The organism is Methylobacterium sp. Leaf117 (assembly GCF_001422985.1).
Taxonomy (GTDB): domain Bacteria; phylum Pseudomonadota; class Alphaproteobacteria; order Rhizobiales; family Beijerinckiaceae; genus Methylobacterium.
Genome location: NZ_LMNL01000034.1, coordinates 426444 through 442165 on the forward strand (window position 1 = coordinate 426444; position 15722 = coordinate 442165).

The 15722-nt window shown below is 61.5% G+C and carries 19 protein-coding genes and 2 pseudogenes; 16 read left to right on the plus strand and 5 right to left on the minus strand.

Going from position 1 to position 15722, the window contains the following annotated elements; translation table 11 throughout:
* The first annotated feature begins 42 nt into the window (after positions 1 to 42).
* The 4 genes from ASF57_RS16560 to ASF57_RS16565 all read left to right on the plus strand — a co-directional run bounded on the left by ASF57_RS16560 (position 43) and on the right by ASF57_RS16565 (position 1553).
* Positions 43 to 303, plus strand: a complete 261-nt coding sequence (locus ASF57_RS16560; protein WP_056485195.1) for a hypothetical protein — start codon at positions 43 to 45, stop codon at positions 301 to 303.
* A 61-nt stretch (positions 304 to 364) separates the two neighbouring features.
* Positions 365 to 754, plus strand: a complete 390-nt coding sequence (locus ASF57_RS25880) for a hypothetical protein (protein WP_156376192.1) — start codon at positions 365 to 367, stop codon at positions 752 to 754.
* A 378-nt stretch (positions 755 to 1132) separates the two neighbouring features.
* Positions 1133 to 1303 carry a hypothetical protein gene (locus ASF57_RS25885; RefSeq protein WP_156376193.1) on the plus strand — a complete coding sequence of 57 codons (171 nt, stop codon included), beginning with the start codon at positions 1133 to 1135 and terminating at the stop codon, positions 1301 to 1303.
* 10 nt (positions 1304 to 1313) lie between these two features.
* The gene (locus ASF57_RS16565; RefSeq protein ID WP_056485198.1) at positions 1314 to 1553 is read left to right on the plus strand and encodes a hypothetical protein; all 240 of its coding nucleotides are present in this window, start codon (positions 1314 to 1316) and stop codon (positions 1551 to 1553) included.
* 71 nt (positions 1554 to 1624) lie between these two features.
* On the opposite strand, the gene ASF57_RS16570 is transcribed toward ASF57_RS16565, so the two are convergent.
* From ASF57_RS16570 to ASF57_RS16585, 4 genes are all read right to left on the minus strand, one after another.
* Positions 1625 to 2179 carry a transcription termination/antitermination NusG family protein gene (locus tag ASF57_RS16570; RefSeq protein WP_056485200.1) on the minus strand — a complete coding sequence of 185 codons (555 nt, stop codon included), beginning with the start codon at positions 2177 to 2179 and terminating at the stop codon, positions 1625 to 1627.
* Between the two features lie 191 nt (positions 2180 to 2370).
* Positions 2371 to 3321, minus strand: a complete 951-nt coding sequence (locus tag ASF57_RS16575) for a DUF1376 domain-containing protein (protein ID WP_056485202.1) — start codon at positions 3319 to 3321, stop codon at positions 2371 to 2373.
* 27 nt (positions 3322 to 3348) lie between these two features.
* A complete protein-coding gene (locus tag ASF57_RS16580) occupies positions 3349 to 4755 on the minus strand; it encodes a DnaB-like helicase C-terminal domain-containing protein (protein WP_056485207.1) in 1407 nt (468 codons plus the stop codon).
* A complete protein-coding gene (locus ASF57_RS16585) occupies positions 4752 to 4943 on the minus strand; it encodes a hypothetical protein (RefSeq protein ID WP_056485209.1) in 192 nt (63 codons plus the stop codon). Before ASF57_RS16585 ends, ASF57_RS16580 begins: the two co-directional genes overlap by 4 nt.
* 222 nt (positions 4944 to 5165) lie before the next feature.
* Between ASF57_RS16585 and ASF57_RS25890 the strand changes: the two genes are divergently transcribed.
* The 3 genes from ASF57_RS25890 (at position 5166) to ASF57_RS24955 (ending at position 7111) form a co-directional block, all read left to right on the plus strand.
* A complete protein-coding gene (locus tag ASF57_RS25890; protein ID WP_156376194.1) occupies positions 5166 to 5327 on the plus strand; it encodes a hypothetical protein in 162 nt (53 codons plus the stop codon).
* 440 nt (positions 5328 to 5767) lie between these two features.
* Positions 5768 to 6091, plus strand: coding sequence for a hypothetical protein (locus tag ASF57_RS24950; RefSeq protein WP_156376195.1), 324 nt, complete (start codon positions 5768 to 5770; stop codon positions 6089 to 6091).
* 114 nt (positions 6092 to 6205) lie between these two features.
* Positions 6206 to 7111, plus strand: a complete 906-nt coding sequence (locus tag ASF57_RS24955) for a helix-turn-helix transcriptional regulator (RefSeq protein ID WP_162241573.1) — start codon at positions 6206 to 6208, stop codon at positions 7109 to 7111.
* A gap of 223 nt (positions 7112 to 7334) precedes the next feature.
* Here ASF57_RS24955 and ASF57_RS25895 read toward each other — a convergent pair whose 3' ends face one another.
* Positions 7335 to 7892, minus strand: a complete 558-nt coding sequence (locus ASF57_RS25895) for a hypothetical protein (RefSeq protein ID WP_156376196.1) — start codon at positions 7890 to 7892, stop codon at positions 7335 to 7337.
* A 358-nt stretch (positions 7893 to 8250) separates the two neighbouring features.
* Here ASF57_RS25895 and ASF57_RS16605 point away from each other — a divergent pair, with 358 nt between their 5' ends.
* The 9 genes and pseudogenes from ASF57_RS16605 to ASF57_RS16635 all read left to right on the plus strand — a co-directional run bounded on the left by ASF57_RS16605 (position 8251) and on the right by ASF57_RS16635 (position 15673).
* Positions 8251 to 8601 carry a hypothetical protein gene (locus ASF57_RS16605; RefSeq protein WP_056485217.1) on the plus strand — a complete coding sequence of 117 codons (351 nt, stop codon included), beginning with the start codon at positions 8251 to 8253 and terminating at the stop codon, positions 8599 to 8601.
* A gap of 90 nt (positions 8602 to 8691) precedes the next feature.
* Positions 8692 to 10257 carry a hypothetical protein gene (locus ASF57_RS25900; protein ID WP_156376197.1) on the plus strand — a complete coding sequence of 522 codons (1566 nt, stop codon included), beginning with the start codon at positions 8692 to 8694 and terminating at the stop codon, positions 10255 to 10257.
* On the plus strand, positions 10254 to 10724 hold the full coding sequence (locus ASF57_RS16615) for a hypothetical protein (RefSeq protein WP_056486046.1): 471 nt from the start codon (positions 10254 to 10256) through the stop codon (positions 10722 to 10724). Before ASF57_RS25900 ends, ASF57_RS16615 begins: the two co-directional genes overlap by 4 nt.
* Positions 10721 to 11452 carry a hypothetical protein gene (locus ASF57_RS16620; RefSeq protein ID WP_056485221.1) on the plus strand — a complete coding sequence of 244 codons (732 nt, stop codon included), beginning with the start codon at positions 10721 to 10723 and terminating at the stop codon, positions 11450 to 11452. The genes ASF57_RS16615 and ASF57_RS16620 overlap by 4 nt, the downstream gene beginning before the upstream one ends.
* 72 nt (positions 11453 to 11524) lie before the next feature.
* Positions 11525 to 12439: a hypothetical protein gene (locus ASF57_RS25905; RefSeq protein WP_156376198.1), complete on the plus strand. Its 915-nt coding sequence runs from the start codon at positions 11525 to 11527 to the stop codon at positions 12437 to 12439.
* Between the two features lie 162 nt (positions 12440 to 12601).
* Complete coding sequence (locus tag ASF57_RS16625) at positions 12602 to 12880, plus strand: hypothetical protein (protein WP_056485223.1); 279 nt, start codon at positions 12602 to 12604, stop codon at positions 12878 to 12880.
* Positions 12867 to 14057: a hypothetical protein gene (locus ASF57_RS16630; protein WP_056485225.1), complete on the plus strand. Its 1191-nt coding sequence runs from the start codon at positions 12867 to 12869 to the stop codon at positions 14055 to 14057. Before ASF57_RS16625 ends, ASF57_RS16630 begins: the two co-directional genes overlap by 14 nt.
* Positions 14058 to 14212: 155 nt before the next feature.
* Positions 14213 to 14521, plus strand: a pseudogene (locus ASF57_RS27030) (IS701 family transposase); the annotation flags it as partial.
* Position 14522: 1 nt separating this feature from the next.
* A pseudogene (locus ASF57_RS16635) lies at positions 14523 to 15673 on the plus strand (IS3 family transposase).
* The last annotated feature ends 49 nt before the right edge of the window (positions 15674 to 15722 follow it).

Below are 15722 nucleotides of genomic sequence, written 5' to 3' on the forward strand. Positions count from 1 at the left end.
GCGCAGCATCCTTGTGTGTGCTATTCGAAAAGGAGGGCACGTGTGACCGAACCAAAGCCCTTTCGACTTACTGAGGCCGAAAAAGCTTTCCCGGATCGGCGTAAGGGCGACTTCATGGTGCCCTACTGCGTTCCGGGCGCTCAGATACATATGGGCGAACAGATCGCAGTGGTCGTGGTGCCCACCCAGGAGGGGCAGCGCATCGGCCTTCCTATGGATCTGCAGACGGTCTCAGACCTTCATGCCCTTCTCGGCGAAGCGCTCCGCATGCTGCAGGCACCTGAGGGTGGATCGGTGCAATGAGCGAGAACTATAGAATCAATTCGACGCTCGGTACTAATCGATATTGAAAAGGTTTAAAATAGTGGCTTTCCGAGACAAAATCCTGAACGGACGAGAGATTATCGATTCTGGTATAATGATAGGCAAAAAAGGATGGCCAATAGAGCTACATCCTCTTCCCGCTGACGATTTTCCAGTTATTGTCGAGCTTGTCGTATTAGATGACGCCAAGTATGATGAAATCGAAAATGACTACGATGTAATCCCTGTAGAAGAACCCGACTCGGTTTTGGTGAAAATCTATCGAGCCTGGAGCGGCGGAAGCCCCGAGACAACTACTGAGATTGTAATTGCGCACAGCAATGACGGTCAATTTATTCTTAATACGTGGTTCGATCTATTTGGAAAAAAAGAGGACTACTCTTTCAGTTTCGGGTTCTGCGTCTACGCGGAGCCGAAAAATGGCAAATAGCGCAAATCCCAGACACAGTGGCTTGAGTCTGCCGCCAGCTAGGTCGGGGCGAAAGTCTGGAGGGAGGCACGATAGCCAATCATCTATAAGCCTTCCGCCGCCTGCGCGTGGATCGAGGCCGCCTCCCAATGGGATAGATGTCGGCGCGAGGATGATCGAAAACGAGCGCTGGAAATATCTTGCTACGTTTCTAAATACTCTAGCCGCAGCCGCGATTGCGGTTGGTATCATAACGCCTACGTCGTCCGTCCTTGCGAAGGGTACCAGCGGCATCGGTGATATCGACGTTTTCACGTATGGTGGTTTTGTCCTTATTTGGCTTGCGATCGCAGCCGCACTACATTTGTCCGCTCAGTACGTGCTTGGGAACCTACGGCCATGATCAACGGAACCATATTCCTTCTGGTCATTCTGCCCGCCATGACCATCTTTGGTGTGCTGGGCATCGGCATAGCTTCGGCTCGAATGATCAAAGCTGGGCGGCCCAATCGCACCGCAATCATCGCGTCCCCTCCTGAATCGCAGCGTCGTCAAGCGACGGGCGGCTAGGCTGCAGTTCGTGAAACTGACCCTCTACATCGCCGGATCGCTGCACATCGCGTTCGGCATCTTTTTCATGCTCGCTTCTACCGGTGCGCCTGCAGCAGAAGGAGGCGCCTTTCTCGGTCCGGCTCTGGGGGGCACGATCGGCGGGTTCGTAATGCTCGCGCTTGGTCGAGCGATTGAGCTGCTTAAGCGGATTGAACGGAACGGCAGGCCGGTGCCGCAGGACACAAACAGACCTGACCTGCTGCCGTAGCTCCTAGAAGGGCAGAGCATCCTCTACGCCCGGCGGGACTGTCCCATATACCGCTAGGGTGACCGGCCCCCCTACAGTGTCTGGACCTCTGCGATTCCTAGGTCGACGGGCGAGGGCCGCCCGAACAGGCTGACGGCGACTCGTAACCGATCATTCGGCAGGACCACTTCCACCACGGCGGGGAAGCTCGCAAAGGGGCCCTCCCGAACGATCACGCTCTGACCGACCTTGATACCCACGGGTTCGGCGATCTCCCCTTGGGCAATCCGCCCGACGAAGCGCTGCAGCCCCAAGGCGTCGAGGCGAGCCGGCTTTAGAACCGGACCAGCGATGTTTCCCTCGAGAGAGGCGTCCTGGACTGGGTAGCAGACCAGCTCGGCCACTCCGGGAGCAGCCTTAGCCTCGTCGAGGTGGTTGGCGTCCGCAACGCCGATGAAGACGGTCCGCAGGAGCATCGGTGTGCGGCGGATGACACGCCGTCCGCGGCGGACGACAACTTCCGAGGTGCGGGGCTGGTAGGTCACCACGTTCGCGGCCTGAAGAGCCTGCAGAGCCCGCTCGCCCATGCGGGGCTTCGTGCGGGCGATGTACCAAAGCAGCGTCGGATCGATGGTAGGAGATGCCACTCCACAGATCGGATCCGCGGCGCTCCTGGCGTTGGCCGTTGCCCTCCGTCCGAAAGCGGCCGCACTGTTTCCCTCGCGCTGCTCAATGCGACGCAGTTCTCGGCGCTGGCGACGCTCACGTTCGCGCTGACGCTTGCCCTTAGCTCGGCTGCTCATGGATGGTCCTCGGTACGCAACAGGGGAGGATTCGGTTAGGCGGCGTTCGCTGGCTGCGGCTGGCTAGTTAGGAGGCGTTCGGCTGCAACGGACGCACGAGCCTCCTCGACGATCTGGGGTAAGGTTGTGCAGCCCGCTGTTCCCGGCCGGTACTGCTCGTCGGTCCCCTGGCGCCACTCGTCGCGGAAATGGTCGATCGCCAACCGCAGGCGGTGTCGGCGGTCCTGCGCAGGGTTCAGCTTCGTGGTACTGGCGCCTGGAGGGTCGCTGCCCTGCTGGGCGAAATCGAGCCATCGGCGCTGGTAGAGCCAGCTATCCGCAGACTTCACGAACTCGGTGCCAGATTTGCCGATGCGGATCTGTTCGGCAGCGTAGGCCTTCGCCCCGGCCTCGATCTCGTCGTGAGTCGCACCGCCCTTGATGGCCTGGTCGTAGCGTTTCCGGGCCTGCTGGGTCGGAAAGCTGACGTGCTTCGGTGGATAGGCTGCTCGAAATCTCTCGAACCCCGTCTGCGTCCCCTTGGGGACTACAGGGGTAGACTCTTCTCTCTTCTTCTCTCCCTCTATCTCTTTCTCTGCTTGATTCTGCTTGTTTTCCGCTTGAGCATCCGCTTCATCAGCATCGTTTGTTTTCAGTAGCTTACGTCGATTTTCCTGCGTCCGTGTGCCGCCGGTGTGACCAGCGTCTACCTTGTGTGTCCGCTTGGTCTCCCTCTCGTCTAGCTCACGTGTGACCCGCGTGTTGGTCAGGTGTCCGTGCGTTTCGACGATTTTCCCGGCGGCGATGAGGTCGGCGAGGAGCTTGCGTGCCTTGTTAGGATGGCAGCGCCAGATGCGGGCGAGCGTCGCCGGAGCTGATGGAATCGCAGCCTTGCGGCGATACAGCTGATGGCAGAGGCGCAGGTACGCGGCTTCCTGTTCGAGCGTGAGCTCGTCAGTGCCCTCGTCCCAGGCCTCGTAGTCCATCTTGTAAAATTCGCCCTTCACGGCTGAGCCCTCGCCATTCTCAGCATGTCACCGGTCCCGGATGGCGTTGAGCGCGGGATCCACCCAGACCCGAACGGTCTGGTTCGGGCGGCCCGCGCGGTTCTTGTCGATGATGATCTCGAGATCGTGCCGGACGCGATCGAAGGCATCACGGGCGTCAGGGCAGCCGTCACGGAAGGCCTGCGTGCGTTCGGCGTAGTACCCAGGCCGGTAGAGGAAAATGACCGTGTCCGAGTTCTCCTCGAACGCGCCAGCGCCGCGTATATCGGCGAGGCCAGGCCGCTTATCCTCGCGCCCCTCTGGGCCGCGGTTGCACTGCGCCAGCAAAAACACCGGGCAATCGAGGTGCTTGGCCAGCGCAAGGGCGCCGTCGGCCACCTCCTTCAGCCCCTCGTCCTCACGACGGTAGGCGCGAGCCGGGCGTACGATGTGGGCGTGATCAATGACCACACACCCGAGCGCCTTGCCTTTGCGAGCGTAGGCGTTGGCCAGTCGATCGGATGAGGCGGCGATGTCACCGATGGTGCGCCCGCCGCCGTCCTCGATCATCATCGGCTGTTGGCGCTGCTCGTAGACGACGCCAGCGACGAGCTCCGCCTGCCGTTGATCAAGGCCGCCACGGCGCATGATCTGCTCGTAAGAAATGCGGATGCCGCGCCGTTGCAACTCACTCGACGCCGTGCGCGCCGCGATCTGGCGTCGGGACATCTCCAGGGAATGGTAGATCGTGGCGCTGCCCTGATCCGACATGGACAGGGCGACCTCGACGCCGAAGATGGATTTGCCCATCGATGTGCGTCCGGCGGCGGTGATGAGGTTCGAGGGTTGTGGGCCGCCGCCGATCTCGCGATCGAGCGAGCGAATGCCGCTGCTGGCCAGCCTCTCTGCCTTGCCCTGCAGGTCGGCCGTGATGGAGGCGATCAGGACATCACCGGCCTCCGCCAGAGTCGCGCTCATCGACTTCTGAGAGACGAAGCTCGCGCGGACTTTGTCGACCTCGGCGTAGATCCGCTCGAGCGTCGGGCCAGGAATGACGGGACCACCCGATCGAAGGTCACTCGTTGTGGCGGCGAGCTGACGGAGCTGCCAGTACTGCTGCACCGTCCTGGCGTATTCCTCGGCCATTGCTGGTACGGCGCCGTGGGCGGCGATTGCCGCGATGTACTGAGCCAGGGAGCGGCCACCGAGATCCCGCTCGGCTGCCGCAGGCCCGATCGCTGCCTTGACCTTGAGGTAATTGGGCGTCCCGCCGGCCGCGCTGACGGCGGCGATCGTCTCCCATAGGTCAGCATGCAGGGGCTCGCGGAAGTGCTCTGGCGCAACGAGGTGCTGGACGAGCGGAAAGACCCCTGGTGACGTCAGCACGCAACCGATCAGGCCCGCCTCGGTGTCGAGGTCGGCCGGAACAACGTCCGCTGTTCGTGGCTCCGTCACAGGAGGCCCAACCGTTCACGAGGATTCGGGATCGCCAGATGGATGAATCGCTCCCAGGCGCGCGCCGCAGCAAGCATGTCCAGGATGCGTAGGGTCGTGTCGGCCCGGTTCTTGAGCGAGACGTACTCGGCGAAAGCGTCACCGGCTCGAACGTCGCGGGCCACTTCGATGTCAATCACAACGCCCATGACGACGCTCCATCTGACCGACCTGAGGGAAGGGATGCTTGGAGGCCGCTCGGGTCGGCCGGGTATGTCAGCGGGGTGCTAGGCGCGCGTTAGGGCGGCGGCTCGCCGATCCAGGGCGCAATCTTAAGGGCGAGCCAGCCCGACCCGCGCATGATCCAGCCGGCCAACTTGGTCCTCGCTCGGTAAGCGAAGGGCCTGTTCGTAGGCCCGGAGCCGGGTAAGGTGGGCCTGGTACGCGACATCGACTTCCTCACGGGTGCGGGCATCCAACGCCACCTGCCGGAGGCGATCCATCTCTTGGGCCTCGATGCGGCGGGCCTCGCCGTTCCAAATCCCGCGGACGCGGCGGTCTCCGAGGCCCGTGGCCCTAGAGACCCGCGTTAGTGCAGCCTTGACGTTCTCGCCCAGCCGCATCGGCCCAGCGATGAGCTCGACAAGGTGCCGGGCTTCGGCTTGCGCGGTCGTCATGCCGCCCTCTCGACGCGCGGGTGATCGTCCCGCGACCTTGGGTGAAAATCCCGACACCTTGGGTGGCTCCTATGGTCAGTTGGGGTCACCAACGGAGAGGAGATCGACAGGTGCGGTTCACGGATAGAGACAGCGGCAACGATCAGACCGGACGCAACTTGCTGGCAGGCGCGGGCGGACGGTCGATCGGGGCAGCTGGTGGAAGACGAGTGGAGGGACACTGGGATGCCTCCGGGGCGGAGCGGGGTCTTGCCGGCTGCATGTCCACGGAACGGACGGCGCCGGCGGAAATCGCCTCAATGCGAGCGGCCACTCGGATGGAGGGGCCACGCTCACGGAACCGGAGCTTACGGACCATGAAGGGGGAGATGTCACCGATGCGCGCGGCTACCTCAGTGTCGGACAAACCCTCGGACAGCATCCAGGTCTTCAGGAGCATGGCGTTAACCCCGAGCGCTACGGTGGCGCGCCCGGCGACCGAACTGACGACCGACCGGATAGCCGAAGCTCTGGCCGTGATGATGCTCGATTTGGTAGCCGTCCTGGACGTCGGGGACCGGCGCAGTGTGATGGAGCGTCTGGCCAACAGGCTCGATGACCGAGGTCGGGTGCCGAACGGGTCTGATGCCGCAATGCTGCTCGGACGGATCGGCGGGGCACTGATGCGTGTCGGGTGCTAAAGAGTTCATCACAAAGTGGCCCCGCACTGAATGTCATGGGAGCTAATCCGGCGACGACGCGGCCTTGCTGCTAGTTCAAGCGCTTCATATGTGATTTTTATTAGATCACGCTGCTTGGCTTCAACCTCGATTGCACGCCAATATGGTTGTGGAATTGCGTTCCTCGTTTTCCACGCACTGACTGTTCCCGCAGGAATAGAGAGTGAGGTTGCGAGCGACGCATATCCGAAGGAGTCGATTATTTCACGCGCAGACAGCATAAGTTCGTCTCTGCCTTATGTAGAGGCCGCAGTCAACGAAAATCTCTGCGACATGCAGAGGTATTTGGCGGATAAGGCTCATATGGATAAGAACGATCGCATCAGGGAAGCACGCGCTCGGGCGGGATTTTCTTCTGCCGCGGAGGCCGCACGGCGCCTCAATATGTCGTACGGAACATATTCGAGCCACGAGAACGGACTTCGAGGAGTCAAAGAGCAAGATCTTGTACGATACGCCCGCGCGTTCGGTGTCACTGTCGAATGGTTGCGCACAGGTGCCGATGTCAAATACGAGGGACGCTCAGCAGTTCACTGTATTGGCGAGGCCGGAACCTTAAACAATGGTCAGGTTCAAATGTACGGAGATGAGGACCCAGATAAGGTTCTCTTGGTATCGGCCATGATCAACGCACCCTGTTCTTATCTCTATGTAAGAGGAAAAGAACTTAGAGGAATAGCAGATCAAAGCTCCGCAATAATTTGTTCGTCCAAATTTTCGTTTGAACGCATACATACAGGAGATTTGTGCCTATGCATGCTCGAAGATGGGCGCATTCTTATCAAAAAGGTTTACGATAACGGAGACGGTAAGACCTATGATTTAGAAGCTCCCCTGAGCGATACTATGCGCTCCGTTTCCGTTTCTGGATTTGCACCCGTATATATGATTATCACGCCTAATGCCTACCAGCTAATAGTTGAATCTAATCACCGCCTCGCTGCATCGTTTGACGACGCCACCAAACAAGCTGCAAGATAACAAACCTCTGCAATTTGTGTTGACATCGTTCTACAAAACGCAGAGATAGGGCTATCGCTTCTCGCGATGGAGCCCTCCGATGCTCGTCCAAGTCCTTCCCTTCGCTCCTAATCTCAGCTTAGCCGCTCTATGGCTCGCCGGTCGCCTGGCTCTCCGTATGGAGGGCTGAGCGATGGCGTACGCGATCGGCATCAAGGCTGGCGGTCTACCGCGACCTGCCGCATCAGGTTTTCCGAGGCACGTCCTCACGGCGGGGGAACGGAACGCCTTCGTAGCGCCTCCAGTTTCGCAACAGACGCTGCCACGGCGTGACGACGATCTGGTAGGCCGCCGGTCGGTCGAGCGCTGTCATGGCAGCGTTGTAGGCCAGTTTGTCGACGGCGTGGAACGTCGGTGGTTCATCACCGAACAGAGCACGCATCCGACGCGCCGTATTCTTGACGTTGTCATCCTCAAGGTCGGCGAGCAGTGCCAGAAAGCGGCGCCTCAGATCGGCATGCAGCGCTTCGCGTCGGCTAAGCGCGAACACCAATTGAATAGCACCTACAATGCTGGTTGCCGCAGCGATCCATCGCCCATCAACTTGTGCCCAGGGGGGCAACAAGTCCGAGAGCGCAACAACGGTGCCCAGACCACTTACAAGGACGAAGAGGTCCAGGGCTCGATTGATCCAGGCGAAGTGCCCTTCGCGATCCTCGTGGTATCGAACGTTTTTGAGGAGACTGAAACGGCACTTCTGCTCGTCTGTCAGCGGCGGCGAGGGCTTTTCGGATTGTCCCAATCGGTCGGATCCTGCGAGCGCTTGCGCTCCTCCTCGATCTGCTGGCGCCGGCGCTCCGCTTCCTCTTCCCGCCTCTGGCGATCCAGTTCCTCGCGGCGCTCCCTCTCCTGCTGCTCCCGGCGATCGGAGTCCCTCTCCATCAGGAGTGGGATCAATGGTGTCGTCCGTCCGCTGGTCCATGGGGCCGGGCTCTCCATTCGTGGTCTCCAATCGGTCTGGTCGGTTGGTGGCTGCGAGGCCTGGGGCGGTTCACGGCCGTCCCAGGCCACCTTGATAACGCTTCAGACTTCACGAGAGCGCCACAGAATTCCGCGTGCCAGTGGTGCGGCGGTGATGGTTGCGGCGGGAGGACGGTAGGATGAGCAATGTCGTTACGGCGCACCCCGAACCTGAACGGGCCGAACGGCTCATCGACGCCGCGGCGGACGGCGGTATCGAGATCTCCGTCCACTTCTGCAAGATCGCAGGAACGAGCCTGTTGTTTGGCCTAGCTGCGGGCACGGCGCCCACTGAGGGCGCGATTTTAGCCTTGCTGGAGATGATGACGCGCTTCAATGCCAACGCAGTCTTCCGCGAAACCGTCGAGAGCTACTGCGTTTCACTGGGTGCAGCCGTTCACGCGGTTCACGAGCCGGCATGGACGTTTCGCGACCTCACGAGGGAGGAGACTGCTGCGCTGGTCGCGGATGAGCCTCGACTGAATTCATGATCTTCCCAGGGCACCAAGCCCTGAGATGAAGCGGCCCCTGCCAGTGTTCGAGCACCCGCAGAGGCCTACCCCGCAGCCAGGAGATCAGTCATGGAACGAGGCGATTGCCTTGATAGCAGACCCGCGTCCGTACGTCAGGAAGCAACCTGCACGACCATCGGTTCGGGCGTAGATGCGGCAGTTACGACGCTGCTGACCCAGCCGAGCCGGACCACCGGCGGCCCCATAGTCAGCGAAGCCGATACAGACCTTCTCGCGCTCACTCCGAGCTTCGATGCTGCGCATAGCGCTTGGCTGGAAGCGGCAGCCGCGAACGACGAACCGCACAAGCGTTGCAGCTCCTACTTGAAGGCTGCCATGGCGCGAGGAGTTCCGGCGCTACAGGCATCCCAGGCGGCCTGGGCGCTCCCGGGCGTGATGGCGGCGAACAATCTAGAGGACAGCACCTACATCGCGGTTTGTGACCTCGCACAGAAAGCTCTTCAGATGCGCCCTAAGACGCTCGCTGGGCTCGCGTTTCAAGCTCGGGCTGTCCAACCTCTCGTTTGGGTTGGAGGAAATTATGATGCCGATGCTTCCCTTGGAACGGATGAAGATCTCAACAAGGAAGCAGTCAGACACCTAATCGAATCCGTCCTTGCCCTCGCAGAACCCCGCGGCGTGAGCGAGAGAGACGACGACGATCCGTTTGCAGATCCGGATAGGATACCCGGGTTCATTCCTATGCCAGCCTATAAGCCGACCGGCTTCATGGCGATCTCTTTGGCGATCCCCATGGAAGCCAAGCGCCTACTGAATATTGCTCAATCCGAGTTTGAGCGCTGCATGCCGGCTTGTGCCGACTTTCCGGCTGAAGAGCGCGCCGAACACATCGCGCGGATGCGAGTGAGATACCGTCTTGACGCTCTCCAAGCCGCAGCTGGGCCGGACGACCCCAACAGCGCTGGGGCCCAGAAGCCCGAAAGTGATGATGGTGTGTGGCAGGCCATTGATGCGCACAGTAAAGCAAGCGCGGCCTACTCGACCGCCGCTATTGCCGCTGACCCTGTTGCAATCCGTAAGGCAGGTCGCAACGCTTCTGTTCGAGCAACGGTATCTCTCGAAGCGGCGAGAAAAGCTGCCAGTATCGCAGCTGAGCAGGCTTGGTGTGATTTGTTCTGCGCTCGTCCCAGCACCTTGAGCGGGTTGCTTCAGCTGACGAGACATACAGCCGAGCACTTCGACACTTATTACGGGATGGATGATGCACCCGATATTTTTGCAGCGTTGATCGGTGCCCTTGAGGGCCTGAGCTTCGCGATGCAGCCGCGCCCGGCGGAGTATGACTTATCGAAGCTGTCGATCGCCGAACTAGAACAGCTCGCGCGCATAGCTAACCGCGAGCGCGAAACCTTGATGGCCGTTGAGAGCCAGGGCTTCTGCTGGGCTGACGGCAGTAGGTCATATTCGGAAATCGGTAAGATCATCGAACTTGAGGGTGAGCGCTTGGCCTTCCTAGGAGATCATGCCGTTCACGAGATCGAACGGCGCCAGCCTAAGGACAAGGACGACACCAATCTGCGCTTGGAAGCGCTCGTCCGCCACGATCTCAACTGTAACGGATACGTGGAGCCAGATCTGCTCGCAGAGGTCGTTCAGGCTTGGGGGCGCTCATGAACGCCGCTCTCGACATCCAACCCCGCGACTTCAGCGGCATCAACGTGATCCGCTTCCGCGACGGGCGTGAAATTAGGATCGATGACATAGGGACGGCCGAGCAGGGCCGCCTCATCCTGACCGAAGTGGACGCCACGATCCTCGCGATTGAGGATCAGATTGACCGCGTCGACCTTTCAACGTGCAACGGGCCCGCCTGGAAGAAGCGGGCTGAGCGGGCACTCAAGGTCAAGCGTCGGCAACGGCCAACTATCCAGGCCCGCATCGGCGAGCTCGGCCGAGCCGAGAGAGGTACAGTAACCCTCGCGGTTCGTGAGGCCGAGATGCGGAAGGTCGACGACAAACGTCGGGCTTTCATCCGGGCGGCCTACGCCTCTCTGGGACATGAGGCCTGCATCGAGATATGGGCGCGCGCTGAGGAGAGGGAACCGTCGGTGTTCGCTGACCGCGCGAAGGTGCCGGCATGAACACCATGAAGCCCTTCGGCACCTTCCCGACGCCCTATGGGGTCAGCGTCCCGGTGTACCGGCCTGAGCACGTGGACCCGGAGGATCCGGATGCATGCCACTTCAGCATGGATGCGGCTGCGATCTGTGCCGGGATCCACGACAAGGATGCTCGTAAACGGTTCGAAGCTGATGCCAAAGCGCTAGGCCATGCGCCTCCTGTTGAGCGCTACGGCGGTCGCACTTTGCTCCATGTCTCGATCCGCCGCCCGGCAGGTAAGGCGGTCTACCATGACATCGTGAACTCGTCGGCCATCGCGCCGATCGAGGCATGGGTCACGGGGGCGCTGGATTACTCGCGGTGGTGCGACAGGGCGGAGTTTCTGCTCCAGATCATCGGAGAGAATATGGAGGCTGCAGGGTCTGAGACGCGCGAGATGGAAGGCATCTACGCCTTCGGTGCCGCGATCCTGCTCACCGGCACTCTCGAACACCTCGGCGAAAAGGAGATCGACTGCGTCGAGGCAGCGGCGTTCTACGCCCTCGCTGTGCACGAGGAGTACGCCATTGCCGGGCAAGAGTGGCTGCTGCCGGTTCGAGACACTTGGTTTCAAGACTGGGCCCGCGCCCGACCGCGCTACCAGCGCCTCATCCGCGCGCTGCGGGGACCGATGGCGTTCCCCGGGTGGCTGGGCTGGATAGGCTTGACCAACGGCGAGGGAGACGCAGCATCAGGCGCCGCAATTTGATTCCGCAGCCAACAGTTTAGGCTGACTTCAGCCCGCATTTCCTACTCCTCCTTCATGCAAAAAGGGAGTTCCATGTCTGTGCAGCCCAAATCGATCCCTTCCTCTCGGGACGTAGAGATTCGCAAGGAACAAAAACGGGTTTACCGCGAACGGCTGAAAATTAGGCGCCAGACCGACCCCGATCTCGATCTGCGACTGAAGGAGGCGCGAAGAAAAAGTTGGGCGAAAGAGCGTGACCGCAAAGGATCAACAGCCTGTACCGACATAATCCGGGCCATAGATCGTACAGGGAAGCAATACAATCAGGCCGAGCTGCAATCCGTTTTTGAAAAGATTTATTCTATTAGCCCAAAAGCTCTGAGGCTTATGTTCCCAGACATGTCGGTCGGAGTGATGCATTTCCGGGCACGAAAATATGGAATTGCAAATACGCACCTGCGCTTCACAGCTGAAGAAGATGCAATTTGCCGAGAGCTATACCCGAACTATGAAATGATGATCGCTCGATTGGGGCGCAAGCGAACAGCTATCGAACGCCGATGTGCTTACTTGAAGCTGGCTCGGCGTAGGGGAAAGCTTTATACGCAAGCTGAAATTGACATGTTACGTGCTGGCCTGGAACCGCCCGATCATAGTTATGAGGCTAATGGGCGGAAGCGCGAGCGCTTAGGCATCAGGAAACGGGATGCCATCCAGGTTAGGGCTCTCGGGTTCCAAGGAATATCCAATCTCGTAGAGCCGTTGATAAGTCGTGGCTATCCAGAGGACAGACGACAGGACATAATCCAATTCGTGTTTGCAGAGTGCATGGAGGGGCGGTGCTCGCCCGATCCTACAAGCCTCAAGGCATGCGCTAAACGGGCTGTCACAGCGACTTACAAGCTACACCCTGACCGCGGTGCGCCAGTCAGTCTCGACGCAAAGCTCTTTGACGATGGTGGCACCACTGTCGGAGATCGCATCGCCTCCGACACCTTCCACTTCTAGGGTGCCGACCATGAAGCCCCCAGGCTGCAATGCCATTCGTTTCTGCTGCTTGGGGGCGACCGACTGGTTCGACTTCCCCCGTCGCGACGATTGCAACGTGCCGTTCCGTGGCAGAGGTCGAGCGCTCACCTGCGCAAATTGCGCCTACTCCGAGTGAGCGAGATGCGCTTTCACGTCGAGCCCCGCGATATCCCAGCCCATGCTGCTGCACGGCGCCTTGGCCTCACGGCCGAGGAGTTCGACCAGGTGGCGGATCGGCTCTACAGCCGCGGCTTCCCACGGCCGGATCCCGACACCAACCGCTTCGACCTCGACGCGATCGATCAGTGGCGCCGGCTTCGGAACGGCCCCTTGTTCGGCCTCACTCCGAAGATCGATGCGAAGAACGCCAGCGATGTCGTAGGCGACCGAGTAAGGAAAATGCGCCGTGGGGCTCCATAGGATCCGCTACTACGTCGAGCGGAAGGGTCGCGGTTATTGGATCACCACACCGACCATGCGGGCCGCCGGCTTTCCCAACTCGGTGCCCTGCGGCCCGCACGGGCCGGATGCGATGAAGGTAGCCGAGGCCTGGAACGCACGATGGGATTCGTGGCGCGCCGGCGAAGAACCTCAGCGCATCACCGTGCCTGGTTCGCTAGGCGAAGCTTTCACCCGCTACCGCGCTACAGGCACATGGGCAGGTAAGGCGCCGAAGACCCGGCTGGAATGGGAGCGCGCTTGGCGGGACATTGAACCCGTCTTCGGCGACGTGGCACCGGCATCGGTGGCCTATGACCACATCGACCTCTGGTACGGCGCCCTCCTTGAGAACACGACTGTCGACCGGGCTTGGCGCGCGATGAAGGTCTGGCGCGCCCTCTGGGAGATCGCCAGTGGTATGCGCCACAACGGCCTGTCGTTCACCGGAGGACATGAGGACCCGTCCGCGAAGGTGCGGCGGCGCTCGCAGCCTAAGCGGGCTTTGTTCTGGCGAGCGGGTGAGGTCGTTCGTCTGGTCAAGCAGGCTTGGCGAGATGGGTCCCGAGGCTTGGCCTGCATCATGGCCGTCGCCTGGGACAGCCAGCTCTCGCCGGGCGATGTCCGGACGCTCAGCATCGATCAGCTCGGCGACCTCGGCTTTTGGACCGCACGCGGCAAGACCAAGCGCGCGGCCCTCGGCACGATCTCGCCGCGCACGGCGTGCCTGATCGCCGCCTACCTCGATGGGCAGCCTCAGCGCCCAGCCGCAGGCATTCCAATGTTCCGGAGCCAGAGCGGCACGGCGTTCACCGACCAATCGCTGGCGAAGGCGTTCTGGCGCAATCGTGCCAAGGTGTTCCCGGGCGACACCCGCACTCTCATGGACATGCGACGCTCCGGCGCCGTCGAGGCGAACGCCGGCAACGTGGATGCAGGCGCTCTCGGTGCCAAGATGGCCAACTCGATCGCGTCGGCGCGCGACCTGCAGCTCACCTACCAGCCGGTGGACGCGGCAACCGTCGCCCGAGCTGATGAGGCCCGCAGGCGGGGCCGCAGCGCCTTGCGCGACACATCAAGGAATCACGCTAAGCCGGTTTCAACTCCGCCCCCAGCTACGTCGAGCAGGGCGGCCAAAGATGTTGCATCAAAGGACTGATTTTGTTGGTAAATTAAACGCCTTGTAAGCGGTAGGTCGCGAGTTCAAGTCCCGCAACCGGCACCACCGAAATCTTGGCTAAAGCCCTATGAAAATAGGGCTTTAGCTAGCTTCGAGCAATCCTTGGGGTTCAGCAGAGAGAGCCTTTCGGCCTGAACCGGAAGTTCTACGCGGCCGACATGCGCCTCGTGCCGCCGACGCGGCGCGCCCGCAAGCCCGTGCCGGACCAAGAGCTGCGGCACGCCGAGGCCATGCTGTCAGATTTGCCCTTGCGGCGTGTGACGTGGCGCCAGGGCACGAAGCGCAAGCTCCCGGCCCGGTTCGCCGCCCTCCGGGTGCGGGTCGGCGACGGTCCGGTCTGGGGGAACAACCGGCACGGAACCGCGCCGGGTTTTCCGTGGGATTGGGTGGGATTGCCCCGGTTTGGTGGACACCGAGAACGTTTTTGCGTGAGGTGTTTGCCCAATACCCAAGACCCGTCCCGCATACCCGGCTGAGTTCCGCCGGCAGATGGTCGATCTGGTCCGTGCCGGCCGCGATCCAACCGACCTCGCCCGCGAGTTCGAGCCATCGCGACAGACCATCCAGAACTGGGTCACGGAGGCTGACCGCGGCGAAGGCCGATCCGAGGCCAAGCCGCCGATGGTCGATCCCGGCCTGACGACGACCGAGCGCGACGAACTCGTCCGGCTTCGGCGGGAGAACCGACAGCTGAAGCTGGAGCGCGAACCGAAGGTCAGCGAAGCAATATCCTCTCGCGCGCGACTTCCCGATCACGGTGATGGCCCGTGTGCTTGGCGTGTCGAAGGCCGGGGACTACGCCTGGACCCGCCGGGAGCCCTCGGCGAGGGCGATGGCGGACGCCGTGCTGCTGAAGCGGATCCGCACCGTCCACTTCGGCTCGCACGAGACCTATGGCGCGCCGCGCGTCCACGCCGACCTACGCGAGCAGGGCGAGCTGCATTCTCGCAAATACATCGCTCGGCTGATGCGCGAGGCCGGCCTCGTCGGGGCCAGCCATCGGCGCGGCGGTCCCGTGACCACACGGCGCGATCAGGAGGCGCGCCCGGCCCCCGACCTCGTCGATCGCAACTTCGTGGCCGAGGCACCGAACCGGCTGTGGGTGGCCGACATCACCTACGTGCCAACTGCACGGCTTCCTCTACCTTGCCGTGGTACTCGATGCCTTCAGCCGGCGGATCATCGGTTGGGCGATGACCAACCACCTGCGTTCCGAGCTGGTGCTGAACGCCCTGGAGATGGCCGTCACGCAACGCAAGCCGCGTGACGTGATCCATCACTCCGACCAGGGATCGCAGTATACGTCGCTGGCCTTCGGCAATCGATGCCGGGAGGCGGGCGTGCGCCCATCGATGGGCTCAGTCGGTGACGCCTACGACAACGCCATGGCCGAAAGCTTCTTCTCCACCCTTGAATGCGAGTTGCTCGCCCGACGCTGCTTCCGCTCGCAGGCGGAGGCCCGCATGGCAGTCTTCAGCTACATCGAGGGCTTCTACAACCCGCTGCGTCGCCACTCGGCGCTCGGATACCGCTCCCCCGTCGTCTACGAGCAGAAGGCCGGGTCAGAACCGATCATCAAAACTCTGCTCAGCTAAGTCCCCTAACCGTCCACTGAACCGGGGCAATCCCACTCCCTTGCATGGT